The 25065-nt window shown below is 71.0% G+C and carries 18 protein-coding genes and 1 pseudogene; 15 read left to right on the top strand and 4 right to left on the bottom strand.

The genetic code is table 11. The features are described from left to right. Positions 1-3 precede the first annotated feature (3 nt). Positions 4-1365 (top strand): DUF1501 domain-containing protein, encoded by a 1362-nt coding sequence (locus tag OHA72_RS06845; protein WP_327007003.1) that lies wholly within the window; start codon positions 4-6, stop codon positions 1363-1365. Between the two features lie 791 nt (positions 1366-2156). On the opposite strand, the gene acs is transcribed toward OHA72_RS06845, so the two are convergent. Further along, a complete protein-coding gene (gene acs, locus OHA72_RS06840) occupies positions 2157-4121 on the bottom strand; it encodes an acetate--CoA ligase (protein WP_327007002.1) in 1965 nt (654 codons plus the stop codon). Between the two features lie 151 nt (positions 4122-4272). Between acs and OHA72_RS06835 the strand changes: the two genes are divergently transcribed. Further along, positions 4273-5016, top strand: coding sequence for a Fic family protein (locus OHA72_RS06835; protein ID WP_327007001.1), 744 nt, complete (start codon positions 4273-4275; stop codon positions 5014-5016). A 241-nt stretch (positions 5017-5257) separates the two neighbouring features. On the opposite strand, the gene OHA72_RS06830 is transcribed toward OHA72_RS06835, so the two are convergent. Continuing rightward, a complete protein-coding gene (locus OHA72_RS06830) occupies positions 5258-6070 on the bottom strand; it encodes an HAD family hydrolase (protein WP_327011481.1) in 813 nt (270 codons plus the stop codon). Between the two features lie 609 nt (positions 6071-6679). On the opposite strand from OHA72_RS06830, the pseudogene ssd reads away from it, so the two are divergent. The 7 genes and pseudogenes from ssd to OHA72_RS06795 all read left to right on the top strand — a co-directional run bounded on the left by ssd (position 6680) and on the right by OHA72_RS06795 (position 11917). Further along, positions 6680-7808 (top strand): annotated as a pseudogene (ssd, locus tag OHA72_RS06825) (septum site-determining protein Ssd). A 92-nt stretch (positions 7809-7900) separates the two neighbouring features. After that, positions 7901-9067: a TadA family conjugal transfer-associated ATPase gene (locus tag OHA72_RS06820; protein WP_327011480.1), complete on the top strand. Its 1167-nt coding sequence runs from the start codon at positions 7901-7903 to the stop codon at positions 9065-9067. Next, on the top strand, positions 9064-10266 hold the full coding sequence (locus OHA72_RS06815; RefSeq protein ID WP_327007000.1) for a type II secretion system F family protein: 1203 nt from the start codon (positions 9064-9066) through the stop codon (positions 10264-10266). Before OHA72_RS06820 ends, OHA72_RS06815 begins: the two co-directional genes overlap by 4 nt. Further along, positions 10266-10871, top strand: a complete 606-nt coding sequence (locus OHA72_RS06810) for a type II secretion system F family protein (protein ID WP_327006999.1) — start codon at positions 10266-10268, stop codon at positions 10869-10871. The genes OHA72_RS06815 and OHA72_RS06810 overlap by 1 nt, the downstream gene beginning before the upstream one ends. A 55-nt stretch (positions 10872-10926) precedes the next feature. Then, on the top strand, positions 10927-11106 hold the full coding sequence (locus tag OHA72_RS06805; protein ID WP_327006998.1) for a DUF4244 domain-containing protein: 180 nt from the start codon (positions 10927-10929) through the stop codon (positions 11104-11106). A gap of 110 nt (positions 11107-11216) precedes the next feature. After that, entirely contained in the window at positions 11217-11513 is a 297-nt protein-coding gene (locus OHA72_RS06800) for a TadE family type IV pilus minor pilin (protein ID WP_327006997.1), read from the top strand. 71 nt (positions 11514-11584) lie between these two features. Beyond that, a complete protein-coding gene (locus OHA72_RS06795) occupies positions 11585-11917 on the top strand; it encodes an Rv3654c family TadE-like protein (RefSeq protein ID WP_327006996.1) in 333 nt (110 codons plus the stop codon). A gap of 237 nt (positions 11918-12154) precedes the next feature. Here OHA72_RS06795 and OHA72_RS06790 read toward each other — a convergent pair whose 3' ends face one another. After that, a complete protein-coding gene (locus OHA72_RS06790) occupies positions 12155-14872 on the bottom strand; it encodes a DEAD/DEAH box helicase (RefSeq protein WP_442788525.1) in 2718 nt (905 codons plus the stop codon). Between OHA72_RS06790 and OHA72_RS06785 the strand changes: the two genes are divergently transcribed. The 6 genes from OHA72_RS06785 (at position 14871) to topA (ending at position 22997) form a co-directional block, all read left to right on the top strand. Further along, entirely contained in the window at positions 14871-15233 is a 363-nt protein-coding gene (locus OHA72_RS06785) for an STAS domain-containing protein (RefSeq protein WP_327006994.1), read from the top strand. The genes OHA72_RS06790 and OHA72_RS06785 overlap by 2 nt on opposite strands. A gap of 4 nt (positions 15234-15237) precedes the next feature. Beyond that, positions 15238-15726 (top strand): ATP-binding protein, encoded by a 489-nt coding sequence (locus OHA72_RS06780; protein WP_327006993.1) that lies wholly within the window; start codon positions 15238-15240, stop codon positions 15724-15726. 230 nt (positions 15727-15956) lie between these two features. Beyond that, positions 15957-18314 (top strand): sodium-translocating pyrophosphatase, encoded by a 2358-nt coding sequence (locus OHA72_RS06775; RefSeq protein WP_327006992.1) that lies wholly within the window; start codon positions 15957-15959, stop codon positions 18312-18314. Between the two features lie 87 nt (positions 18315-18401). Beyond that, positions 18402-18944 (top strand): hypothetical protein, encoded by a 543-nt coding sequence (locus OHA72_RS06770; protein WP_327006991.1) that lies wholly within the window; start codon positions 18402-18404, stop codon positions 18942-18944. After that, positions 18935-19918: a hypothetical protein gene (locus tag OHA72_RS06765; RefSeq protein WP_327006990.1), complete on the top strand. Its 984-nt coding sequence runs from the start codon at positions 18935-18937 to the stop codon at positions 19916-19918. The genes OHA72_RS06770 and OHA72_RS06765 overlap by 10 nt, the downstream gene beginning before the upstream one ends. 253 nt (positions 19919-20171) lie before the next feature. Continuing rightward, the gene (gene topA, locus OHA72_RS06760) at positions 20172-22997 is read left to right on the top strand and encodes a type I DNA topoisomerase (protein WP_327006989.1); all 2826 of its coding nucleotides are present in this window, start codon (positions 20172-20174) and stop codon (positions 22995-22997) included. A gap of 717 nt (positions 22998-23714) precedes the next feature. Here the strand turns inward: topA and OHA72_RS06755 are convergent. Beyond that, positions 23715-25007, bottom strand: a complete 1293-nt coding sequence (locus tag OHA72_RS06755; protein ID WP_327006988.1) for a D-arabinono-1,4-lactone oxidase — start codon at positions 25005-25007, stop codon at positions 23715-23717. Positions 25008-25065 lie beyond the last annotated feature (58 nt).

Genomic DNA, 25065 nt, shown 5'->3' with positions numbered 1-25065 from the left:
ACAGTGCGCTCACTTCACCCTGAATGCCCCGACCTGCTCAAGCTCGGCCCGAACCCCTTCGAGGCCGCGCTGCGCGCCGAAGCCGTGGCGGTCCAGGAGGAGCAGAAGGCGACCCGCGACCAGTACCTCGAGCTCGCCCGCCAGGAGGACGAGCAGGACGAGGGCAAGGGCGTCACCCGCCGGCGGTTCTTCGTCGGCGCGGCGGCCACCACGACCGCGCTCGCCACCAGCCAGTTCCTGACCACGCAGGCCTCCTTCGCGGCCACCCCGACGGGCACGCTCATCCACGTGTTCCTGTACGGCGGCGCCGACGGGCTTTCGCTGTTCGCCCCCATGAACGACGCGGTCCTGAACCGGGTCCGGCCCAGCTTCACGCTGCCGGAGAACGGCTCGATCCCGCTCGAGCGCGGGTTCGGCCTCAACCAGTCGTTCACGCCGCTGAAGAAGTACCTGGACGCGGGCCAGCTGGCCTTCATCCCGGCCGTCAGCGACCGCCGCCTCGACCGCAGCCACTTCGCCGCGACCGACATCTGCCAGCTCGGCGGCCTCCCCGCCGAGACCGGCGGCATGGGCTGGCTCACCAACCTCGCCGACAAGCTCGGCCCCGGCACCGCCTTCCGGGCCATCGGCATCGGCTCGACCCTGCCCCGCTCCCTCGTCGGCGGCGGCGGCGCCCTCGCGCTCAACAACGTCGCCTCCCTGAACGTCAACGGCGACGGCAAGTACAAGACGCCGACCGTCGAGGCGATCCAGAAGCTCTTCACCGGCACCAACCACCCGATCGAGGCCCCGGTGAAGGCCGGCATCGACGCGCTGACCCTGGCCTCCACCCTGGCCCAGAAGGGCTACACGCCCGCCGAGGGCGTCAGGTACACCGGCGTGGGCAACGCCTTCAAGGAGCTCGCCCAGCTCATCAAGGGCGGCGCCAACGTCCGCATCGCCACGATCGGCATGGGCGGCTGGGACACCCACGAAAACCAGGGCACCCGCGGCGGCTACGTGGCCACCCACTTCGGCGAGCTGGCCTCCGGCATGGCCGCCTTCTTCGACGACCTGGGCGACCTGGCCGGCAACGTCACCGTCATGGTCTCCACCGAGTTCGGCCGGCGCGTCGCCGAGAACGGCGGCGGCACCGACCACGGCAAGGGCGGCGGCGTCATCGTCCTGTCGGGCAAGAAGCTCGCCGGCAAGCTCATCGGCACCTGGAACGGCACCGGCACCCTCGTCAACGGCGACCTGCCCGAGATGAACAACATGTTCAGCGTGTTCGGTTCAGTGGCCCAGGGCCGGTTCGGCCTGACGGACGCCGAGGTCGGGCAGATCTTCCCCCGCCAGACCTACACACCACTGAAGATTTACGCGTAGCTCCACCTACGCGTGCATAGGGGCGGCCCCGGTCCCGGGGGCCGCCCCTTTCCTCTGGCGGTGCAGGGCAGGCCAAGGATGGACGGCGCGCCACGAAGCCTGCGGCTCACGCGCTGGAGTGGCCGGCTGGTCGTGTGAATGGCCGCTGGGCGACTTCGATCACCGGTAGCCCGATCGAATCTGGGTGAAACGGGCTCGAGCGCTGGCACGGCGCATGCCGGTCTCCGTGATCGCGGACCTTCGGTGGCACCCCAGCCCCGTGAAGCTCCGTGATCATCAGAAATGATCAGAGTCGACGACGGCCGAGAAGACCACACGTCGGACGGCGATCTTCACCGCAGGACCATGCCCGACCCGCACCTGGACGCGGGCACTGCGACCGGGCCATGGTGCGGGACCCCTCTGTGGGCGGCGCGCCTGTTACGGGACGCCTCGGTGGGTGGCGCGCCTCTTGCCGTTCGCTCTTGGGTGCAACGTCACCCGAGAAACTCCGTCATCGTCTTGCGTCCGCAGCGGAGACGCCGGCACGACAGCTCCGTCGCACGGCGGGCACGGTGTCCCGGCCCGTCGTGCTGGCGTCCGCGGCGGACGCGCCGGCACGACAGCTTCGTCGGACGGTGGGCGCGGTGCCCCGCCCCGTCATGCTCTGGAGGCGAACACGCCCGCGCAGCCGCCGCCGTCGAGCCCTCGGCCGCGGCCGACAAGCCCCTCGGTCGCGCGGCCGGCGAGCGAGCCTCAGCTCCCGGGCCGGCGTGAAGGATCGCCGGCCCGGGGCCGTGAGCGCAGTGGCGTCAGTCCTCGGACTTGCCGGACTGGAGGCCGGAGGAGATCAGATCCATGACGGTCGAGTCCTGCAGGGTGGTGACGTCGCCGAGGCTGCGGTTCTCGGCGACGTCGCGCAGCAGGCGACGCATGATCTTGCCGGAGCGGGTCTTCGGGAGCTCCGGGACGAGCATGATCTGGCGGGGCTTGGCGATCGGGCCCAGGGTCTTCGCGACGTGGTTGCGCAGCTCCTGGATGAGCGCCTCGCCGGCCTCGCCTTCGGTCTCGACGCCGCCGCGGGGGATGGTGAACGCGACGATCGCCTGCCCCGTGGTCGGGTCGGTGGCACCGACGACGGCGGCCTCGGCGACCTTCGGGTGGCTGACGAGGGCGGACTCGACCTCGGTGGTGGAGATGTTGTGGCCCGAGACGAGCATGACGTCATCGACGCGGCCCAGGAGCCACAGGTCTCCGTCGGCGTCCTTCTTGGCACCGTCGCCGGCGAAATACATGTCCTGGAAGCGGGACCAGTAGGTCTCCTTGAAGCGCTCGTCGTCGCCCCAGATGGTGCGCAGCATCGACGGCCAGGGCTCGCGCAGGACCAGGTAGCCACCGCCGCCGTCTGGAACGGACTGGGCCTGGTCGTCGACGACGTCGGCGGAGATGCCCGGCAGGGGGCGCATGGCGCTGCCCGGCTTCGTGGCGGTGACGCCCGGCAGCGGGGAGATCATGATGGCGCCGGTCTCCGTCTGCCACCAGGTGTCGACGACGGGGCAGCGGTCACCGCCGATGTGTTCGCGATACCACATCCAGGCTTCGGGGTTGATCGGCTCGCCGACGGAGCCCAGCAGGCGCAGCGAGGAGAGGTCGAAGCCCGCGGGGATGTCGTCGCCCCACTTCATGAACGTGCGGATCGCGGTCGGTGCCGTGTACAGAATGGTGATCTTGTACTTCTGGATGAGCTCCCAGAAGCGGCCGCGGTGCGGGGTGTCGGGCGTGCCCTCATACATGACCTGGGTGGCGCCGTTGGACAGCGGCCCGTAGACGATGTAGCTGTGGCCGGTCACCCAGCCGATGTCGGCCGTGCACCAATACACGTCGCTGTCGGGCTTCAGGTCGAACACCGCGTTGTGTGTGTAGCTCGCCTGGGTCAGGTATCCGCCGGTGGTGTGCAGGATGCCCTTGGGCTTCGCGGTGGTGCCGGACGTGTACAGAATGAACAGCGGGTGCTCGGCGTCGAACGGCTGCGCCGTGTGCTCGGCCGAGGCGGTCTCCACGACCTCGTGCCACCACAGGTCGCGGCTGTCGTCCCAGTCGACGTCCTGGCCGGTGCGGCGCACCACGAGCACCTTCTCGATGCTGGGTGACTTGGCCGCGGCCTCGTCGACGATCGTCTTGAGACCACTGGGCTTGCCCCGGCGGAAGCCGCCGTCGGCGGTGATGACGACCTTGGCGCTGGCGTCGTCGACGCGGCCGCTGAGCGCGTCGGCGGAGAAGCCGCCGAAGACCACGCTGTGGGTCGCACCGATCCGCGCGCAGGCGAGCATGGCGACGGCCGCCTCGGGGATCATCGGCATGTAGATCGCGACCCGGTCGCCGGCGGTGACGCCCAGGTCGGTCAGCGCGTTGGCGGCCTGGCACACCGAGCGGTGCAGGTCGGCATACGTGATGGTGCGGGTGTCGCCGGGCTCGCCCTCCCAGTGGATGGCGACCTTGTCACCGCGGCCTGCTTCGATGTGCCGGTCGAGGCAGTTGTAGGCCACGTTGAGCTGGCCGCCCACGAACCACTTCGCAAACGGCGGGTTGGTCCAGTCAAGCACCTGGTCCCATTCCTTGGCCCAGCTCAGCCGGTGGGCCTGGCGCTCCCAGAACGCGAGCCGGTCCTGCCTGGCCTCGGCATAGGCACCCTCCGTCACGTTGGCGGCGGCGGCGAACTCGGCAGACGGCGGGAACTGCCGTGTCTCGTTGAGAAGGTTTTCCAAGGTCTCGCTCATCGGTGATGGCTCCTCGATGTGGTCCAGCTCTCGCAAGCAGGCTAGTTGGGGGGTGTGACAGTTTGCGAGTCTTCTGCGCTGAGTGGCGCCTGTGGAGCGCCGGGCTCTTCTGTAAGTATTGTTGCCAGTAGAGGCACGATACCGTTTGCCCGTGCAGGTTGACCCACTCGCTCCACTGCTTGAGCTCGCCGATGTCCGGCCCGCCTTCGACGCCGCCCGCGCCGCCGTCGACTCGGCAATGCGACACCGGGCCTTGCGCCGCTCCGGCGGGCCCGTCGCCGCCGAGGTGGCGCTGCGTTCGTCCGTTGCCAGTGCGGCGCTGGACACGCACGGGTTCGACCTCGAAGGGGTGCGGGCCGGCGTCGTCACCGACCCTGTCGTCCAAGGTGCGCTGCGGGCGACCGCGGCCCTGGACGGCCTCACCGGCACATGGACCAAGGCGCCGCGCCAGGTGCTCGCCAGGCTCCACACGCTCATCGCCCGTGACGTCGTGCCCGAGGCGTGGCTCGGCCGCCCCGTCAAGCCGGAGGCCGCCGCGCGGCTCGAGGCACTGTCGGCCCTCGTCACGGGCGGCACGAGGGTTCCTGTGCTGGTGCAGGCGGCAGTCGTACACGGGGAGCTTTTGGCGCTCAAGGCTTTTGAGGGTCCGAACGGAGTGGTCGCGCGTGCCGCGGCGCGGCTGACGCTGATCGGCGGCGGGTTGGATCCTCGTGGACTGCTGGCGATGGATGTCGGGCATCGCAGCCGGGAGCCGGAGTATGTCGGCGCGGCCAACGCCTTCGCGACGGGGACGCCGGACGGGCTGCGCTCATGGCTGCGGCACTATGCGAGCGCCGCCGAGCGCGCGGCGGAGGAACTGGTCGACATCTGCGAGAGCGCCGCCTACGCACAGTGAACGGCGCCTCGTCGAGAGGCGCCGTCACACACGTCCTACCGGGTTACCATGCGTGCACTCTGAGTCCGTTATCGGCGGTCCTTTGCGGAGCCGCCGCAACGCGCCTACCGCGGCTGATCGCTCGTGGGTGCCCGGTGGCCGTGCACGAGATCTGTGTCAGATCCCGCCCTTCCGTTCTACGCCGTGGCCTCCATGAGCGGAAGCCCCCGGCCGCAGAATGTGACGGATGGTGCTGCTGGGATCATGCCGCGGTGATCGCCGCTTTGGTCCGGCGATGCTTGCTGTAGAGGGCAAACGCGATCGCCAGCCCGACGCCGACGCCGATCGCGGCGGCCGTCACGGGCACCGCCGGGCGCTCCCGCAGGCGACGGCCGAGCGGGATCGGGTGGCGGAACGCCAGCATTGGCCAGGCGCGCTCGACGGCGATCTTGCGCAGTCCGCGATCGGGGTTGACCGCCGTCGGATGCCCGACGAGGCCGAGCAGCCCCGCGTCGGTCACGGAGTCGGAGTACGCAAAACACGCGGCGAGGTCGTAGTCGCGCTCGGCGGCGAGCTCCTTGACCGCAACGACCTTGTTCGGCCCGGCCGCGTAGAAGTCGACGTCGCCGGTGTAGCAGCCATCGTCGCCGATGACCATGCGGGTCGCGATGATGTCGGTGACGCCGAGCTGCTCGCCGATCGGGCGCACCATCTCGTCGCCGGAGGTCGAGACCAGGACCACGTCGCGGCCGGCGGCGCGATGCTCCTCGATCAGCAGCACGGCCTCCGCATAGATGTACGGACTGATCAACTCCTCGAGCGTCTCCCGCACGATCTGCCGGACCTGCTCGGCACGCCAGCCCTTGACCAGGGCCGCGAGGTAGTCCCGCGTCTTCGCCATGGTCTGCTCGTCTGAGCCTCCGCCGACGCGGAAGAGCAGCTGCGCATAGGCACCCTTGATCACGTCGCGGCGGCTGATCAGCCCATCGCGATAGAACGGTCGGCCGAAGGCCAAGGCGCTTGACTTGGCGATCACCGTCTTGTCCAGGTCGAAAAACGCCGCGCTACGCCCCACGGCGGGCAAGTGTAGCGTTGCGGGACGAGGCGTGGGGCCCAGGCTTGGTGGATCACTCTCGGCGTGGGTTTGATCACGGATGATTACCGCAGCGTGAAATATTGATTGGCGTTCTGGGCGTGTTGCGGGCCAGTCCTACTCGACGTATGGCGGTCGACTCAGGCATGCTTATGTTTGCGACGAGGTTTCACGTCCGAGCGACAGCGACCCGTTATTCGACCCTCAGCGGTTGCACCCCCCGTAGCCGCTGAGTGGGTTCGGCTCGACCCCCCCGGAGCCGAACCCCCGGCGACCCCCGTCACCCCCCGGCGGGGGTCGTCCCCTTGTATGTCATCAGCCACATGACCTTTTGCAACCTGCCCGACTAATGGTCGGGTTATAGAGCATTGACGCTGGATGCTTTGTTGAGCGTTCACGAAATTTGCCTCTTCGGCTGGTTTGCCACTGCTTCGAATTTCGTGGGTACTCCCAGCGCGCCCGACGCCGAGTTGCGCCCGATTTGTCATGGCTGGCATAGCAGATCGACTGTGTGCACGGGGGTTATCCACAAGCGGCGGGTTATCCACAGAAACGGGTCGGCGGCCCAGCCGCAGCGGCGGTGTCGGAGCCATGGTGTGCGCAGTCCACCAGCCCGTCTACACCGTGGAGCACGCCGTGGCCCGACATCGACCGCTGCTCGTCACCGACGACCTCGACCTGCTTGACGACGTGCTCAGCCTCGCCGCTGGGGTCCCGCTCGACGTCGACGTCGAGCCCGGCCCGGAACCTGCCCGGGCCCGATATCCCGACGCGCCGATCGTCCTGATCGGCGACGCCGCGGCGCAGGCCTGTGCCCGGGCCATGCTGCCCCGCCGGCGAGGGGTCGTGCTGCTCACCCGCGACCAGCGGATGGACCGCGTGACGGCACTCGCCGACGCGGTCGGCGCCGAGCAGATCGTCCGCTTCCCCGACGGCGCCGGATGGCTCATGGACCGCCTCGCGACCGTGGCCGAGCGGCACGCGGTCACGGTCGCCGCCCGCGGCAGGATCCTGGCCGTCCTCGGGGGCCGCGGCGGCGCGGGCGCCAGCGTCCTGGCGGCCGGGTTGGCGATCACCGCGGGCAACGTCGGTCTGCGCTCCCTGCTCGTCGACGCGGATCCGCTCGGCGGCGGCGCCGATCTGATCCTCGGCTGGGAAGACGTCGCCGGCCTGCGCTGGCCGGCCCTCGCCGCGACGAGCGGCGCCGTCGACCCGCCCGCGCTGGTCTCCGCGCTGCCGAGCCGCGGCGACGTCGCCGTGCTGTCCTGCGACCGCGGCGAGCCCGGCGGACTCTCGCAGGACGCGATGGCCGCCGCCCTCGACGCGGGCAGCCGCGGCCGCGACCTCGTCGTCACCGACCTGCCCCGTTCATTGGACGACGCCGCGGTTCTCGCCCTGCGCGCCGCCGACCAGGTGCTCCTGGTGGTGCCGGCGGAGCTGCGCGCCTGCGTGGCGGCCGCACGGGTCGCGGCGACCGTCGCGCCGCACACCGACGAGCTGCGGCTGGTCGTGCGCGGCCCGCGCACCGGGCCGGCTGCGCACCAGGCAGATCGCCCGGTCGCTGGGCCTGCCGGTCGCCGGGACGCTGCGCGCCGAGCCCGACCTGCCCAGGCGCCTCGAGCAGGGCACCCCACCGGCCGGCAACGGCCGCGGCCCCCTCGCACACCTGTGCCGCCGGATCATCGGCGACCTCGGCCTGGCGGGCGGGGTGGCGGCATGAGCACGCTGGTGCTTGAGGGACGGGTCGTGGCGTCCAGGACCGGGACGGTCACGGTGCCCATCGACGAGTTCGTCGAGCGGGTCCGGCTGCGGATGACGGTCAACAGCGTCGAGCCGACGCCAGGTGCGGTGCTGGCGGCGGTGCGTGCCGAGCCGGGCGCGGCCCTGCTCGGCGAAGGCACCCTGCGGCAGGTCGCCGACCGCCTCATCGGCGAGATGTTCGGCGCCGGCGGGCTCGCCCCGCTGCTCGCGGACCCTTCCGTCACCGACGTGCTGGTCAACGGCGTCGAGGTGTGGGTCGACCGCGGTGCGGGCCTGCGGCGGGCGACCGGGCGGTTCGGCGACGCCGCCGAGGTGCGCCGGCTCGCCCAGCGGCTCGCGGCCAGCGCCGGACGGCGGCTGGACGACGCCTCGCCGTTCGTCGACGCCCAGCTGCCCGACGGCACCAGGCTGCACGCCGTGCTGCCGCCGATCGGGCGCGAGGGTCCGTATCTGTCGCTGCGGACGTTCCGCCGGCAGACGTTCACCATCGACGAGCTCATCGCGCGCGGCACGTTCGACCCCGGCGCCGCTCGGCTGCTGGCGTCGATCATCGCGGCACGGATCCCGTTCCTGGTGACCGGCGGCACCGGCACCGGCAAGACCACCGTGCTGGCGGCCCTGCTGTCCCTGGCGCCGCCCGCCGAGCGGCTCGTCATCGTCGAGGACGCCGCCGAGCTGCGGCTCGCGCACCCGCACGTGGTCTCGATGCAGTCGCGGATGTCCAACGTAGAGGGTGCCGGCGAGATCACCCTGCGGGACCTGGTCCGCCAGGCGCTGCGGATGCGTCCCGACCGGCTGGTCGTCGGCGAGTGCCGCGGCGCCGAGATCGTCGACCTGCTCGGCGCGCTCAACACCGGCCACGAGGGCGGGGCCGCCACGCTGCACGCCAACTCGCCGGCCGACGTGCCGGCCAGGTTGGAGGCGCTCGGACTGCTGGGCGGCGTGCCGCGAGCGGCCCTGCACGCCCTCGTCCACGCGGCGCTGCGGATCGTGGTGCACCTGCAGCGCGGTCCGGACGGCACCCGGTTCCTGAGCGAGATCTGTGTCCTGGACGCACACCCGGAGCAGCGGACCACCGTCGTGCTCACCGCATGGCGGCGCGGTGACGGCAGGGCGCAGGCGGCCGACCAGCTGGACATGTTGATCGCCGACCGGGGCGTCACACCACCCCGGTCGTCGGGCCCGTGGCGATACGTGCAGGGAAAGGGCTGGCAATGAACGCGATCGACCTGGCCCTCGCCGCGGGCGGGGCGACGACCGTCGGCTTCGGGCTGCTGCTGATCCGCCGGCGTAGAGCCCGGACCAGGCTCGACCGGCTCTCCCGACATCGCAGGACCACCGCCGCTCGACGCCAATGGCCGACGACGGACCGGCTCACGGCCGTGCTCGTCGACCGGCCCGGTGTGGCCGTCACGGCCGGCGGTGCGGTCGCGGGCGGGATCGGTCTGCTGGCGGGTGGTCCGGTCGCTGCCGTGCTGGCCGTGGCGTATGTGGCGGTCGGGCTGATCGGCGTGCGTCACCGCCTGATGCGCCGGGCAGCCGACCGGGCCGTCGCCGAGCTGCTCGACGCGATCGAGGACGCGGTTGGTGACCTGAGGGCCGGTGTGGTGCCTTATGCGACCGCCGCGCCATATCCGGGTGGGGCGGACGTGGCGCTGTATGCCGCGCCCGGCCCGGTCCGCCCGCCCGGCGAGAGCGGTCTGGGTGCGACCGTTCGCCGGATCTGGGAGGCGGCGGATGAGAACGGCCGTCGACCCGCGAACGGCGATCTGGTCAATGGCGGCGGGTTCGACAGTGGCCCGGTCAACGGCGCTGCGGTCAACCGTGGCGCGGTCAACCGTGGCGTGGTCAGCGGCGCTGTCGTCAACGGTGCTGCGGTCAACCGTGGTCCGGTCAACGGTGCTGCGTCGAAGGGCGCTGCGTTCGACGGGAGCTGGGTGACGGACCGTGGTCGGGCGGCGGGCCGTAGTGGGGTCGAGGAAGGGGCGGCCGGCGGTGGTCGGGTCGGCTCGGCTGGCCGGGCGCTGCCCGTGCTCGGTGGCCGACGGCGGCGGCGGGAGGATGCGGCCGTCTCGGTGGCGCTGGCCAGGCTCGAGGCGGCGCACCGGGTCAGCGAGGCGCTCGGCACCCCGCTTGCCGATCTTCTCGACCAGGTGGAGGCGGACCTGCGGGCCGGGCAGGCCCTGCGGCTCAACCTCGCCGCGCAGACCTCGGGTGCGCAGACCACGACGACGCTGCTGGTCGGGTTGCCCGCGGGCGGTCTGTGGCTCGGTGCCGGCATCGGCGTCGACCCCGTCGGGCAGCTGCTGCACACCCCGCTCGGCGCGGCCTGTGCGATCACGGCTGTCGCGCTGCAGTGCGCCGGGCTGCTGTGGACCGGGCGGATGGTTCGCTCGGTCGTCTCGGAGGTGCGGTGATGAGCCGTCGGCGGCGGTGGCTGTATGCGGCAGGCTGCGGGATCGCTGTCGGGCTGCTGCTGGGCGGGATCGCGGGCATCGCGGTCGGGCTCGTCACAGTGGTCGCGGCGGAGCGGGCGTTGCGACGGGTCGAGTCGCCGCGGACGCGCGAGGAGCGGGTCAGGGCCCGAGGTGATCTGCCGTTCGCGACGGACCTGCTCGCCGCCGCGTTGAGGACCGGCGCGCCACCCGATCGCGCGGCGATCGTGGTCGGGGAGGCGGTCGGCGGGCCGGTCGGGGCCAGGTTGACGCTCGTCGGACGGGCCTTGCGGCTTGGTGCGTCGCCGCGGGATGCCTGGGCGCACCTGGCCGACCTGCCCGGCGGGCGGCGGCTTTCCCGGGTCGCCGCCCGCAGCGCCGACCGGGGCACGGCGTTGACGGTCGTCCTGGAGCGGCAGGCGGCCGACCTGCGGGTCGAGAAGGCGGCGGCCGGTGAGGCGTCGGCGCGCCGGGTCGGCGTGCTGGTGGTGCTGCCGCTGGGGGTGTGTTTCCTGCCCGCGTTCGTGCTGATCGGCGTGGTGCCGGTGGTCGCCGCGATCATCCGCGACGTGTTGAGGGCCCTGTGAATCGTATTTCGTTTCATCGATTGGTTTGGTCGAGCGTCATCGTGAAGGAGCACCAGTGCACAACCTCCGCGCCCGTCTCCGTGCCTTCCGCAGGGGAGATCGTGGGTCGCACAGCATCGAATACGTCCTGGTCATCGGCGTCGGGGTGGCACTTGCCGCCGTATTGCTGAAGGTCGTCATGTCGGATTCGACGTACAACGCCATGTTCCGCCTGGTCGGCGGGGCATTGGGATGAGAAGCGACCGGGATCGTGGCGCTCGCCGTGGGGGTCCGTGGCGCCGCCGGAGATGGAGCTCCCGCGCCGGCCGCGCCGACGATCGCGGGTCGGCGACGGTCGAGTTCGCCGTGGCACTTCCCGGAGTCGTCGTCCTGCTGCTGATCTTCCTCGCCGGGTGGAGCGCCTTAGCGGCCAAGGTGCGCCTCGCCGACGCGGCAGGTCTGGCGGCAAGGGCGGCGGCCCGCGGCGAGCCGGAGTCCATCGGCCGCGGCGCCATGCCGGCGGGCGTCACGATCTCGGTCCAACGCGACGGCGACCTCGTGCGGGTGACCGTGCGGCAGCGGGTCAGCCTCGGCCCGCTGCCGTCGATCACCCTGCGGGAGGAGGCGGTCGCGCTGGTCGAGCCCGAGAGCGAGGACCCGTGAGAGCGGCCTTGAGCGGCCGGAATGCAGGCACTGTGCCGGTGGCCCGGGACCGTGGGTCGATCTCGTTGCTGATGGTTGCGATCGGGATCGTGTTCGTCGTGGCGCTCGTCGCCGGGATCGGGCTGGGCGGTGCTCGCGTCGCGCGGCACCGGGCGCAGAACGCGGCCGACGCGGGTGCGCTCGCCGGTGCGGTGTGGGCGGTCGGCGGGACACAGGACGCCTGCGCGGTCGCCGCGCGGGTGGTGTCGGCCAACGACGCGAGGCTGGTCAGCTGCTCGGTCGAAGGGCTCGACGTCCGCGTGACGGTCGAGGTCCGCCTGACGGACGGCATGCCGGCTGGCCGGGCGAGCGCCCGCGCGGGACCGGTCCGTGACACCGGCGCGGCCGCCGACGGCGGCGGTTGAGGAGTGGAGCCGCGCTCGCCGGTGAGGGCTGGCGCTCGGGGTTGAGGAGTGGGGCGGTGCTCGCCGGCGAGGTTGGCGTTCGCGGTTGAGGGGCGGCGCCCTGGGTCGGCGGGATGTCGCCGAGCGTCCCAGCGGTCGCCGTGATCTCACGACAGGCCGAAGGATTGCCGGGGTTCTGGCATCGGGGATCTTTCGGGTTGTCGAGAGCGGTGGTCGGGCGGGTTCCGGAGCCGTGGACTACAGGGAGGAGAGGACGAGCGACAGCACTTGCACGGCGTCGTGTTTGTTGAGGGGGTTGTTGCCATTGCCGCACTTGGGGGACTGGACGCAGGAGGGGCAGCCCTGCTCGCAGCGGCATTCGGCGACGACGGTACGGGTTGCGCCGAGCCAGTCGGTGGCCACGTCGAAGGCGCGTTCGGCAAAGCCGGCGCCGCCGGGGTGGCCGTCGTAGACGAAGACGGTCGGCAGACCGGTGTCGGCGTGCAGGGCGGTCGAGAGGCCGCCGATGTCCCAGCGGTCACAGGTGGCGACGAGCGGCAGCAGGCCGATCGACGCGTGCTCGGCGGCGTGCAGGGCGCCGGGCCAGTCGACCTCGGCGACGCCGGCTTCGTCGAGGGCTTCGGGGGAGACGGTCCACCAGACGGCGACGGTTTTGAGGATGCGTTCGGGGAGGTCGAGCTGGCAGGTGTCGATGACCTCGCCGCTGGAGATGCGGCGGCGCTGGTAGCTGACGACCTGGGAGGTCACCTCGACCTCCCCGAGCGAGAGCGTGACCGGGCCCGCGGTGCGGGTCTGGCGGACCGAGAGGACGGTGAGGGAGGTGACGTCACGCGGATGGGTGCTCCAGTCGGGCTCCTCGGCGTGCACGAGGGCGACGGAGTCGGCGAGGTCGAGCTTGTCGACGACGTACGCGGTGCCCTGGTGCAGGTGGACCGCGCCGGTGTGGACCTGGTGGTGCGCGGAGCCGGTGTCGACCGTGCCGAGCAGCCGGCCGGTGGCCTCCTCCACGACGGCGATCGGGCCTCCACCGGCGCCACGGAGGTCGACGTCGGGGCGTTGGCGCTCGGTCCAGTACCAGCCGCTGGGGCGCCTCCGCAGGATCCCGGCGGCGACGAGGGCGTCCAGCGTGGCCTCGGCCGTCGGGCCGAACAGTGGCAGGTCGGCCGGGGTGAGCGGCATTTCGGCGGCGGCGCAGCACAGTTGGGGTGCGAGGACGTGCGGGTTGGCGGGGTCCAGGACGGTGGCCTCGACGGGCTTGCCGAAGAGGGCTTCCGGGTGGTGCACGAGGTACGTGTCAAGAGGGTCGTCCCGCGCGACCAGCACGCACAGCGCGTCGCGGCCGGCTCGGCCCGCGCGGCCGGCCTGCTGCCAGAGGGAGGCGAGGGTGCCTGGATAGCCTGAGATCAGGACCGCATCGAGGCCGACGAGGTCGACGCCGAGTTCGAGGGCGTTGGTGGAGGCGAGGCCGAGCAGGGTGCCGTCCATGAGGTCGCGTTCGAGGGCGCGGCGCTCTTCGCGGAGGTAGCCGGCGCGGTACGCGGCGACCCGATCGCCCAGGCCCGGCACGGCCTGGTCGAGCGAGCGGCGGGCCATGCTGGCGACGACCTCGGCGCCTTTGCGTGACCGGACGAACGCGAGGGTCCGCACGCCGGCGACGACCGCCTCGGTGAGCAGATCGGCGGTCTCCCGCAACGCCGACCGCCGCACCGGCTCCGCGTCCCGCACCGCAACGGCGACCCCGGAATGTGGGCCGACGCCATAGTTCTCCGCGAGGACGGGCTCGCCCGCGAGGGCAGAGCCAGCTGCGGAGGCACGGACGGCGCCAGCTGGGAAGGCAGCGGTGGCGGCGGCAGAGGTCGGAACGGCAGAGGCAGCGGCGGCAGAGGCGGCGGCAGCAGAGGCGGCGGCGGCAGAGGTCGCGGCGGCAGAGGCGGCAACGGCAGAACTGGCGAAAGCAGAGCCGGCGGAGGAAAGGTCCGGAGCGGCAGGCAGCAGCGGCGGCTCCCACAGCGCGAACGTCACCCCACCCCGAGGCGACGCGTCCTCCGTCACCGCCGTCATCGGCAGCCCGACCAGCCGCGACCCCGACGCCCGCGGGTCGCCGGACGTCGCCGATGCCAGGACGAAACACGGGCCGGCAAGGCCCCGGGGCGTGTAGCGGCCCGTGACCCGGCGCAGCCGGCGCAGGACGTGGGCGACGTGGGAGCCGAAGACGCCGCGGTACGTGTGGCATTCGTCGACGACCACGATGCGCAGGCCGCGCAGGAAGCGGGCCCAGGAGGCGTGGTTGGGCAGGATGCCGTGGTGCAGCATGTCGGGGTTGGTGAGCACGACGCGGGCGTGCTGGCGGACCCAGTCGCGCTCCTCCCGGGCGGTGTCGCCGTCGTAGGTGGCGGGGCGGATGCCGGGCAGGTCCAGCCCGTGCAGCGAGCGGAGCTGGTCGGCCGCCAGGGCCTTGGTCGGGGAGAGGTAGAGCACCGTCGCCTTGTCATCGGTGAGCAGCGCGGCGAGGGCCGGCAGCTGGTACGCGAGGGACTTGCCCGAGCCGGTCCCGGTGGCGATGACGGTGTGGGTGCCGGACCAGGCGAGGGACGCCGCGGTGGCCTGGTGGGTCCACGGAAGGGCGACACCGCGGGCGGCGAAGGCGGCGCGCAGTGCGGGTGGGGTCCAGGCGGGCCATGCGGCGGTCGACCCATGGCGGGGTGCCACGTGCTCGACGTGGGTGAGCGATTCGGCGCTGCGGGACGGTAGGAAAGAGAAGAGCGGAAGCACAGCCGTCACGTCGAGCACTCTAAGACAGATGTTCGAAGCGGGAGTGCGGTACGCGTGTGGCAATTGTGGGAAACAGGGTGGACGCGTCGCCTTGTGGGGGCGTCGATGGTTAGATGCCCGAGAGACTCTTTGCGGGCCAGTGCCCGCAACACGCCCCGAACCGCCAGAGGAGGAGGTCCGCATGGAGCTGTCGTTGTCGACGTACGACTCCGGCGACCACACAGTGCTCGAAGTCGGCGGTGAGGTGGATGTGTACACCGCTCCGCGGCTTCGCGAGAAGCTGGTTGAGCTCGTCGAGACGGGCGCCCGCCATGTCGTCGTCGACCTGAGCCGGGTGGAGTTCCTGGACTCGACCGGGCTCGGTGTGCTCGTCGGCGCGTTGAAGCGGCTGCGAGCGGTCAACGGCACGTTCGGGCTGGTGTGCGCGCATGAGAGGCTCCTGAAGATCTTCCGGATCACCGCGTTGGATCGGGTGTTCTCCCTGTATGACTCCGTAGCTGCCGCGACCGCCGCGGCCAGCTCGGACGCCGAACCCACGGCGTAGGTTCATGCCCACAGTCAGGCTGTCGTTCTCACCGGCGGCCGCGCATGTCCGCACCGCCCGGCTGGTCGGTGTGGCCGTCGCGCGGCGGGCCGGGGTGGCCGAGGAGCTGCTCGAAGAGGTCAGGCTCGCCATCGGCGAGGCCTGCTCCCGCGCCGTGGCGCTGCACCGGTCGCACGGGCTGGACGACCTGGTCGACGTCGCGATGGCCGACGGTGACCGGTTCACCGTCCGGGTGATCGACCGCGCCGCCAACGGGGCGATCGCGGCCCGCCTGGGGGGTGAAGCTGGGGATGAAGATTCCGTGATGGTGCTGTCGGACCCGGCGTTGCCGCTGACCACCCCGCCTGAGCTGCTGGCGGAGGAGGCGGTCGCGGCCCGGATGGGGCTGGCCCTGCTCGCGGGGCTCGTCGATGATCTCAACGTGTCCGAGCTGGCAGAAGGCGTCGGCACCGAGGTCCGGATGTCGTGGCCGTTGGAGCGTCCGGCGGAGTAGGACAGGTCCCTCCACGCAAAGACAAAGTAGACCATCGACGAAAAGCGATCTCTTGAAACGCGCAAGTCGGTGTGACCACAGACACGCTCTGCGGCTAGAGTACGGCGATCGTGTATGACGGGCCTGGTCACTGGGTACCTCGACCGTCCAGCACGCCTCCCTTTGGGGAGAACCCGCCGCCGGCCTGACCGCTCGCGGCGCTGTCATGTGTCGGTACAGGAGGACAACGAATGTCCGCAACACTCGTCGCAGCCGACGAGATTTCCCTCAGCGGGAGCAACCTGACCTACGTCGTCGTCGCGCTCGTCATCGCTTTCGTGGCGCTGGGCTTCGCGGCCGCGTTGGTCAAGGCCGTGCTCGCAACTGGTCGGGGCACCCCGAAGATGCAGGAGATCGCCGGGGCGGTGCAGGAGGGCGCGACCGCGTACCTCACGCGCCAGTTCAAGACCCTCGGCATCTTCGTCGTCATCGCCGTGGTGGTGCTGTTCCTGCTCCCCGTGAGTGACGCCGGGGACAACGAGACCATGATCAAGATCGGCAGGTCGGCGTTCTTCATCGTCGGTGCTGTCTTCTCGGCCTTCATCGGCGGCGCCGGCATGGCGCTGGCGACCCGCGCCAACCTGCGCGTCGCGGCGGCGGCCAGAGAAGACGGCGGCCGCGAGAAGGCGATGCAGATCGCCTTCCGCACCGGTGGTGTCGTCGGCTTCCTCACCGTGGGCCTCGGCCTGTTCGGTGCGGCGCTGGTCGTGCTGATCTTCAAGAGTGACGCCCCGACCGTGCTGGAGGGCTTCGGGTTCGGCGCCGCGCTGCTCGCGATGTTCATGCGGGTCGGCGGCGGCATCTTCACGAAGGCCGCCGACGTCGGCGCCGACCTGGTCGGCAAGATCGAGAAGGGCATCCCGGAGGACGACCCGCGCAACGCCGCCACCATCGCCGACAACGTCGGCGACAACGTGGGTGACTGCGCCGGTATGGCCGCCGACCTCTTCGAGTCCTACGCGGTGACCCTGGTCGCCGCGCTGATCCTCGGCCGGGCCGCGTTCGGCGAGGAAGGCCTGGTCTTCCCGCTCATCGTCTCCACGATCGGCGTCATCGTCGCGATCCTCGGTGTGGCGCTCACCCGCCTGCGCCCCTCGGACCGCAACGGCCTGGTCGCCATCAACCGGGCGTTCTACATTTCCGCCGTCATCTCCATCGTGCTGGTCTCCGCCGCCGCGCTGTTCTACCTGCCGACCAAGTGGTCCGGCCTGCACGGCGAGAGTGACAGCGTCAAGGCGATCAAGGCGCTCGCGGGCGGCGACGCCCCGCCGTTCGGCCCGCACATCACCGCGATCATCGCGTGCGCCATCGGCATCGTCCTGGCCGCGATCGTCCTGGCGCTGACCGGGTACTTCACCGAGACCGAGCGGCGTCCCGTCCGGGACATCGGCAAGAGCGCGCTCACCGGTCCCGCCACCGTGGTGCTCGCCGGCATCAGCGTCGGCTTCGAGTCGGCGGTCTACTCCGCGCTCGTCATCGGCGCAGGCGTGTTCGGTGCGTTCCTGCTCGGCGGCGGCTCGATCACGCTGTCGCTGTTCGCGGTCGCCATGGCCGGCACCGGCCTGCTCACCACCGTCGGCGTCATCGTCGCGATGGACACGTTCGGCCCGATCAGCGACAACGCGCAGGGCATCGCCGAGATGTCCGGTGACATCGACGAGCGCGGCGCCCGCACGCTGACCGAGCTCGACGCGGTCGGCAACACCACCAAGGCGATCACCAAGGGCATCGCGATCGCCACGGCCGTCCTCGCCGCGACGGCGCTGTTCGGGTCCTACACCGACTCGATCCTGAAGGAGTTCTCGCAGGTCGAGGTCGACAAGTTCCTGAACGTGGCCAACCCGGGCAACCTGGTCGGCCTGCTCATCGGCGCCGCGGTCGTGTTCCTCTTCTCGGGCCTGGCGATCAACGCCGTCGCCCGCTCGGCCGGTTCGGTCGTGATCGAGGTGCGCCGCCAGTTCCGCGAGTTCCCGGGCATCATGGACTACTCGCAGCGCCCGGAGTACGGCAAGGTCGTCGACATCTGCACCCGTGACGCCCAGCGTGAGCTCATCACGCCGGGTCTGCTCGCGGTGCTGGCGCCGATCGCGGTCGGCTTCGGCCTCGGTGTCGGACCGCTCGCGGCCTATCTGGCCGGCGCGATCGGCACCGGCACGCTGATGGCGGTCTTCCTGTCCAACTCGGGTGGCGCGTGGGACAACGCGAAGAAGCTCGTCGAGGACGGCACGCACGGCGGCAAGGGCTCGCCGGCGCACGAGGCGACGATCATCGGTGACACCGTCGGTGACCCGTTCAAGGACACCGCCGGCCCGGCGATCAACCCGCTGATCAAGGTGATGAACCTGGTCGCGCTGCTGATCGCGCCTGCCGTGGTGGTCTACACCACGGGCGACGGCAACCCGGGGATCCGGTTCGCCATCGCGATCGGCGCGGCGCTGATCATCGCCACCGCGGTGGTCATCAACAAGCGCAAGCCGGTCTCGGTCGACGCCGGCAACGGCGACGGCGCCTCCGAGGAGGAGGCGGCTCCGGAGCGGGTCACCGCCTGATCTGGTTCGCATCGACGCCCCGGCCGGGATCATTCCGGCCGGGGCGTCGTATTTGTCGAACAGACGATCGGTTCTAGGCTTCCATTCATGCACTTCCGCGTCGTCGCCATCGGCCTCCTGTTCGTCCTCGTTTCGGCGGGTACGGGTGGGTGCGGCGCTGACGGCAGCGGCGACGTAGCGCCGAAGCGGTGGGCACAGTCGGTGTGCACGGCGCTGGCGCCGTGGCGGGCCGAGATCGCCGATCTGACCACGAAGGCCCAGCAGCAGCTGCAGGCGGCCAAGACCGCCTCGCAGACGAAGACCAACATCGTGGACCTGCTGGCCGGGGCGGAGAGCTCCAGCGAGAAGGCCAGGCTCGGGGTCAGCGGCGCCGGGGTGCCGGACGTCTCCGGCGGCGACAAGGTCGCCCAGCAGTTCACTGCCTCGCTGTCGAAGGCCCGCGACGCGTATGGCAACGCGAAGCGCTCCGTCGAGGCTCTGCCGACCACCGACGCGAAGGCGTTCTACACCTCGGTCGGGTCGGCGTTCGCCGTGCTCAAGGAGGAATACGAGCAGAGCGCCATCGACCCCAAGCACGTCGGGCAGAAGGATCTGCAGAAGGCCTTCAACGAGGTGCCCGAGTGTCGGTGACGCCGGCCCGGAGCCGGCAACTGTCGCTGTTCGGGGTAGAGGCGCGCCCGCCGACCCCGATGGACCTGGAGGGTCTGCTCGCCGGTGCCGGCGAGGTCGGCCGGATGGGCGGCACCGCGAAGGTGTCGATCGAGGTCGAGGACGCGTGGCGGGCAGGCGTGCTGCGCACCGAGTGCGAGCAGCGGGGGCTGGTCGTGTCGTGCGAGCCGACCGGGGTCGAGGACCGGTGGACGGTGCGGACGGCGTATGCGGCGCTGCTGGCCCCCCTTGCGGCCCGCTGGCTGGACGGCACCGCCAAGGTGTCACCCCGGGACCTGGTCCTCGACGGGCGGCGGCTACGGCTGTGGGTGGCGGCCGCGGGCGCCTGGGACGGCCAGCGCGCCTACCTGCTCCGTCTCGCGCCCAGCCGCCCCTACCTGCCCGACGACGAGGATGTCGCGGCGTTCGAGGAGGGCGTGACGGAGATTGCAGAAATATCTGAGGAGCCGGGCGGTCCGCCGGCCCAGGAGCCCGACACGCCCGACGAGGAATTGATCGAGGACGTGCCCGAGGCGCCGCCGGGCAAGCCGAAGAAGAAGGCCACACCGCTGATCTCCACCTTCGATCCCGGCCCGGTCGACCTGGGTGAGGAGATCGAGGACTGGATCGACGACAACCGCGACGGCTGGCCCGACTCCGGGGTCGGGGACCTGCCGACCGTCGACCTCGATCCGCTCGCCGAACCGGCGGCCGAGAGCGCGGACGTACCAGATGAAACCGACAACAAGGACGAAAACGCCATCGATCGCCAGGTGGCTGACAACTGGGTCGTGGTCGGGGACGCTCTGGCCGCCGCGGGACTGATCGCAGTGTTCGTCGGTCCCAAGGCCGGCGGCCCAGCATACCGCATCGTGGGACTGCGCCGTGTGACGCGCCTCGCGGAGCTCGTCGGTGAGCCTCCCGCGGGGGCACCGCAGGCGAGTTGGCCGAGGTAAACGCCGGGTAGGCTGACCCTGCGCCGCGCGGTGTGATTCCACCCGCCATCAGGGTCACCGCCGGTCGACAAAGCGTGACAAATACGGCAGCCGATGCGACACGATGGCAAGATCGGGCAGGTAGCGCTTCTGCTTGGGTGTACCGTGGCGCCGATCGGCGTGTCGCAGGCCGACCGCCGGGTGCCGCATCACGCAACTCGGCGCGTAGGCGCGCGTTACGTTTGACACATGTCCGTCCGCACCGGGGAGAGCTGTGCCGAACTCCGCCAACACGAAGCGGCTGGTGATTGTCGAGTCGCCGGCGAAGGCCAAGACGATTTCGGGCTATCTGGGCCCGAATTACGTCGTGGAGGCGAGCTTCGGCCACGTCCGTGACCTGCCCGTGGGCAAGAAAGACATGCCCGAGGACCTGAAGAGCAAGCCGTGGGCATACCTCGGCGTCGACGTCGACAACGACTTCACGCCTGTCTATGTCATCTCGGCTGACCGCCGCAAGCAGATCACCAGGCTCAAAGAGCTGCTCAAGACGGCCAGCGAGGTCTACCTGGCCACAGATGAGGACCGCGAGGGCGAGGCCATCGCCTGGCACCTGTTCGAGACCTTGAAGCCGAAGGTCCCGGTCAAGCGGATGGTCTTCCACGAGATCACCAAGCCGGCCATCCAGGCCGCGGTCGCCAACCCGCGCGAGATCAACCGCGCGCTGGTCGACGCCCAGGAGGCCCGGCGCATCCTCGACCGGCTCTATGGCTACGACCTGTCCACCGTGCTGTGGAAGAAGGTCCAGGGCGGCCTGTCGGCCGGCCGGGTGCAGTCGGTCGCGACCCGCATCGTGGTCGAGCGGGAGCGGCAGCGGATGAAGTTCCGTTCCGCCGAATACTGGGACATCCTGGCCAAGCTCCTGCCGGACGGCGACACCCGCACGTTCAACGCGACGCTGCTCGCGATCGACGGTGACAGGGTCGCCACCGGCCGTGACTTCGACCCGGAGACCGGCAAGGTCCGGCCCAACGCCGGCGTGATCCACCTCGACGAGCAGGGCGCCCGCGGTCTCGCCGCGCGCCTGGAGGGCCGGCCGTTCACGGTCACCCGGGTCGAGGAGAAGCCCTACCGGCGCAAGCCCGCCGCGCCGTTCATCACCTCGACGCTGCAGCAGGAGGGCTCCCGCAAGCTGCGGTTGTCCAGCGCGCAGACCATGCGCCTCGCGCAGCGACTGTATGAGAACGGCTACATCACCTATATGCGTACGGACTCGGTGAACCTGTCCGAGGCCGCGATCGCCGCCGCCCGCCAGCAGATCCTCAGCCTGTACGGGCCGGCCGCCGTGCCGCCGCAGCCCCGCCGGTACACCGGCAAGGTCAAGAACGCGCAGGAGGCACACGAGGCGATCCGCCCCGCCGGCGACTCGTTCCGTACCCCCGGCGACGTGGCCAAGGAACTTTCAGCCGAGGAGCTGCGGCTGTACGAGTTGATCTGGCAGCGCACGATCGCGTCGCAGATGACCGACGCGGTCGGCAACAGCACCTCGGTGCGGATCAACGCGGAGACCCCGGCGAAGGAGTCCGTCGACTTCAGCGCGACCGGCAAGACGATCACCGACCCGGGCTTCCTGCGCGTCTACGTCGAGTCCTCCGACGACGAGAACGCAGAGGCCGAGGAGGCCGAGCGCCGCCTGCCGGTGCTGGTCAAGGGCCAGACGCTGACCGAGAAGGGCCTGACCCCGACCGGCCACACGACCCAGCCGCCGTCCCGCTACACCGAGGCCTCGCTGGTCAAGGCGATGGAGGAGCTCGGCATCGGGCGCCCCTCCACGTATGCCTCCATCATGGAGACGATCAACAACCGCGGCTACGTGTTCAAGCGCGGCCAGGCCCTGATCCCGTCGTTCCTGGCCTTCGCCGTCGTGGGGCTGCTGGAGAAGCACTTCCCGCGACTGGTCGACTACGACTTCACCGCGTCGATGGAGAACGTCCTCGACGAGATCGCCAACGGTGACGAGAGCGCCGTGGACTTCCTGCGCCCGTTCTACTTCGGTGGGGACACGGGCGACGAAGGGTCGGTGCCCCGCCAGGGCGGGCTGAAGCGCATGGTCACCGAGCGGCTGGGCGAGATCGATGCACGCGGGATCAACTCGATCCCGCTGTTTCGTGACGAGGCCAACCGCGACGTCGTCGTGCGCGTCGGTCGCTACGGGCCCTACCTGCAGCGTTTCCTCGCCGACACGCCCGAGGGCGAGGAGGGCGACCGCGCGACGGTGCCGGACGGGCTGGCCCCGGACGAGCTGACCCCGGAGAAGGTCGCGGAGCTGTTCATCGGCGGCGCGAGCGGCGAGCGCAAGCTCGGTGAGCACCCCGAGACCGGCGAGCCGATCGTGCTGAAGTCGGGTCGCTACGGTCCGTACGTGTCGACCGGCGAGAAGAACTCCTCGCTGCTGTCCACGCAGTCGCCGGAGCACCTGACGCTCGAAGAGGCGCTGCAGCTGCTGACCCTGCCGAGGACCGTCGGCAAGGACGCGGCCGGCGAGGACATCATCGCCTCGCCCGGCCGGTACGGGCCGTACATCAAGCGCGGCAGCGACACGCGGTCCCTCGAGCGGGAGGACCAGCTCTTCACGGTCACCCTGGAAGAGGCGCTGGCGCTGCTGGAGCAGCCGAAGACCCGGGGACGCGCCGCGGCCAAGCCTCCGCTGCGCGAGATGGGCCCCGACCCGGCGACCGAGAAGCCGCTGGTCATCAAGGACGGGCGGTTCGGCCCGTACGTGACGGACGGCGAGTTCAACGCCTCGCTGCGCCGCAACCAGACGGTCGAGGCGCTGACCTTGGACGAGGCGAGCGAGATGCTGGCCGAGAAGCGCGCCAAGGGTCCCGCACCGAAGAAGGCCCGCCCCGCGGCGAAGAAGGCCGCCGACGGCACGGCCGGCGCTGCGAAGAAGACGGCGGCAGCGAAGAAGACCGGCGGCGCCAAGAAGACTACGACGGCGGTAAAGAAGACGACGACGGCCGCGAAGAAGGCGACCCCGGCGAAGAAGGCCACCCCGCGCAAGGCGACGACGGCGAAGAAGGCCACCCCACCGGCCGAGTGACATCTCACCGCGGACGCCGCATGGTCGGCGGGTCCTGCTTGTGGTGATCGAAGGCGTGTTTCGGACGACCGGCGCGCGCCTTCGATCACGGCCACAAGCTCGAACCGGCCCGCCTCGACCAACGCGCGCCGTTGATCGCAGCAAGGCGGTGCGCTCTGGCGTTCGGGCCGCTGGGCGTGCGCCGGCCGCGGGTCCGACCCGCCGATGATTGGTGTTTGCCCTTGCCGGGTGTCGCCGCGGCCGACGGGCAGCCGCTGGACGATCTCGCGGCCGTGATCGAAGGACGGCGGTGGTCGTCCCAGTGGCCAGGGGCGTCCTTCGATCAAGCGGGGCCGGGGAAGGGCGCGGCACCCATCGGTCCAGTCGTCGGTGGCCGCGACTTCGCAGTGATCCGGGAGGCGCCGGCACCGCGCGGTCCGGCGCTACCGCCGATTGGCAAGGCCGTTCACGATCGAAGTCGCGGGCTGGCCGCCTGGACGGCCGGCCCGCAGCGTTGATCACAGCGCAGCGGCGCAGCGGCGCAGCGGCGCAGCGGCGCAGCGGCGAGGTGGCGAGGTGGCGAGGTGGCGGCCCGCGCACGGGAGTTCTCCTGCCGGCTGCCGCGGCTCGGTGCTGACGGACGATCTTGCGGACGTGATCAAAGGACAGCGGCGGTCGCCTGGACGACCGGCGCGCGACTTTGATCGCGGACGGCGTGGTGCGGTGGCGGGCGTGGGATCAGGGGCCGAGGACCCGGTCGGTGTAGGCGTTGGCGAACAGGCGGCCCGGGTCGAGTTTGTCGCGCAGCGCGGTGAAGTCGGCGAAGCGCGGGTAGGCCGTGGCCAGGGACGCCGCGTCGCGGAAGTTCATCTTGCCCCAGTGCGGGCGGCCGCCGAGCGGGGCCGTGATGGCCTCGAAGCGCTGGAAGTACTCCTCGAACGGGGCGCCGACGTACTGGTGGATCGCGATGTAGGCGTTGTCGCGCCCGTAGCCGTGCGACAGCCAGATGTCGTCGGCCGCGGTGAACCGGACCTCCACCGGGAACTGGATCTTGTATGGCAGCCCGTCGACCACCGACCGCAGCCCGTCGAACGCCTCGCGGAGGGCGGCGCGCGGCAGTCCGTACTCCATCTCGACGAAGCGGACCCGGCGCGGCGTGCAGAACACCTCGTGGGACGGGGCCGTATACGTGCGGGCGGACAGCGCCCGGGCCGAGACGCGGCTGATGGTCGGCACCGTCGACGGCAGCGCCCGGCCGAGCCGGCACGCACCGCCGAAGACCGTGTTGGACAGGAAGTCGTCGTCGAGCCAGCGGCGCCAGCCCGCGAGCGGGCGGTCCGAGGTGGGCACGATGGTGTTGCGCTTGATCTGGACCCGGTCGGTGTAGGGGAACCAGTAGAACTCGAAGTGATCGTTCGAGGCGACGTGCGTGTCCAGGTCGGACCAGACGTCGGACAGCCGGGCCGGTCGCTCGTCGGCCCGCAGCGTGAACGCCGGCACGCAGCGCAGGGTCACCTCGCTGAGCACGCCGAGCGCGCCGATGTTCACGCGGGCGGCGGCGAACAGGTCGGGTTGAGCATCGGCCGAGCAGCGCAGCACCGATCCGTCGGCGGTCACCAGCTCCAGGGCCTCGACGAACGTCGAGAGGCAGCCGTAGGCGGCGCCGGTCCCGTGTGTACCGGTGGAAAGCGCGCCGGAAATCGTCTGTGCGTCGATGTCTCCGAGATTGGGCATGGCCAGGCCGTGTGCCGCGAGGGTCGCGTTGAGGACCGCGAGCTTCATCCCGGCCTGCACGGTCACCAGGTCGCCCTCGACCCGGACGAGTGACGCCATGCGGTCGAGCTCGATCCGGACCCCGTCCGTCAGAGCAGTGGGTGTGAACGAGTGTCCACTGCCGACGGCCTTGACCCGGAGTCCCTCGTCCGCCGCGCCGCGGAGCACGAAGGCCAGCTCAGCGGTGGTCGACGGGTGCGCGACACGCGTCGCCCGCGCGGTCTGGTTGCCGGCCCAGTTGGCCCACGGAGAAGTCACGAAACCTGAGTACCCTTCACGTATGCCCGCCGTCAATGACCCGTTGAACCACAAGAGT

This window comes from Dactylosporangium sp. NBC_01737, from assembly GCF_035963215.1.
Lineage (GTDB): Bacteria > Actinomycetota > Actinomycetes > Mycobacteriales > Micromonosporaceae > Dactylosporangium.
This window is presented reverse-complemented; position numbering and strand designations above follow the sequence as displayed.

Coding starts and splice junctions, on each gene's coding strand:
- OHA72_RS06795 (WP_327006996.1), top strand. CDS start 11,585: ATGGTTGCGATCGGGATCGTGTTCGTCGTGGCGCTCGTCGCCGGGATC.
- OHA72_RS06810 (WP_327006999.1), top strand. CDS start 10,266: ATGAGCCGTCGGCGGCGGTGGCTGTATGCGGCAGGCTGCGGGATCGCT.
- OHA72_RS06785 (WP_327006994.1), top strand. CDS start 14,871: ATGGAGCTGTCGTTGTCGACGTACGACTCCGGCGACCACACAGTGCTC.
- acs (WP_327007002.1), bottom strand. CDS start 4,121: ATGAGCGAGACCTTGGAAAACCTTCTCAACGAGACACGGCAGTTCCCG.
- OHA72_RS06815 (WP_327007000.1), top strand. CDS start 9,064: ATGAACGCGATCGACCTGGCCCTCGCCGCGGGCGGGGCGACGACCGTC.
- OHA72_RS06790 (WP_442788525.1), bottom strand. CDS start 14,872: ATGCGGACCTCCTCCTCTGGCGGTTCGGGGCGTGTTGCGGGCACTGGC.
- OHA72_RS06770 (WP_327006991.1), top strand. CDS start 18,402: ATGCACTTCCGCGTCGTCGCCATCGGCCTCCTGTTCGTCCTCGTTTCG.
- OHA72_RS06775 (WP_327006992.1), top strand. CDS start 15,957: ATGTCCGCAACACTCGTCGCAGCCGACGAGATTTCCCTCAGCGGGAGC.
- OHA72_RS06820 (WP_327011480.1), top strand. CDS start 7,901: ATGACGGTCAACAGCGTCGAGCCGACGCCAGGTGCGGTGCTGGCGGCG.
- OHA72_RS06780 (WP_327006993.1), top strand. CDS start 15,238: ATGCCCACAGTCAGGCTGTCGTTCTCACCGGCGGCCGCGCATGTCCGC.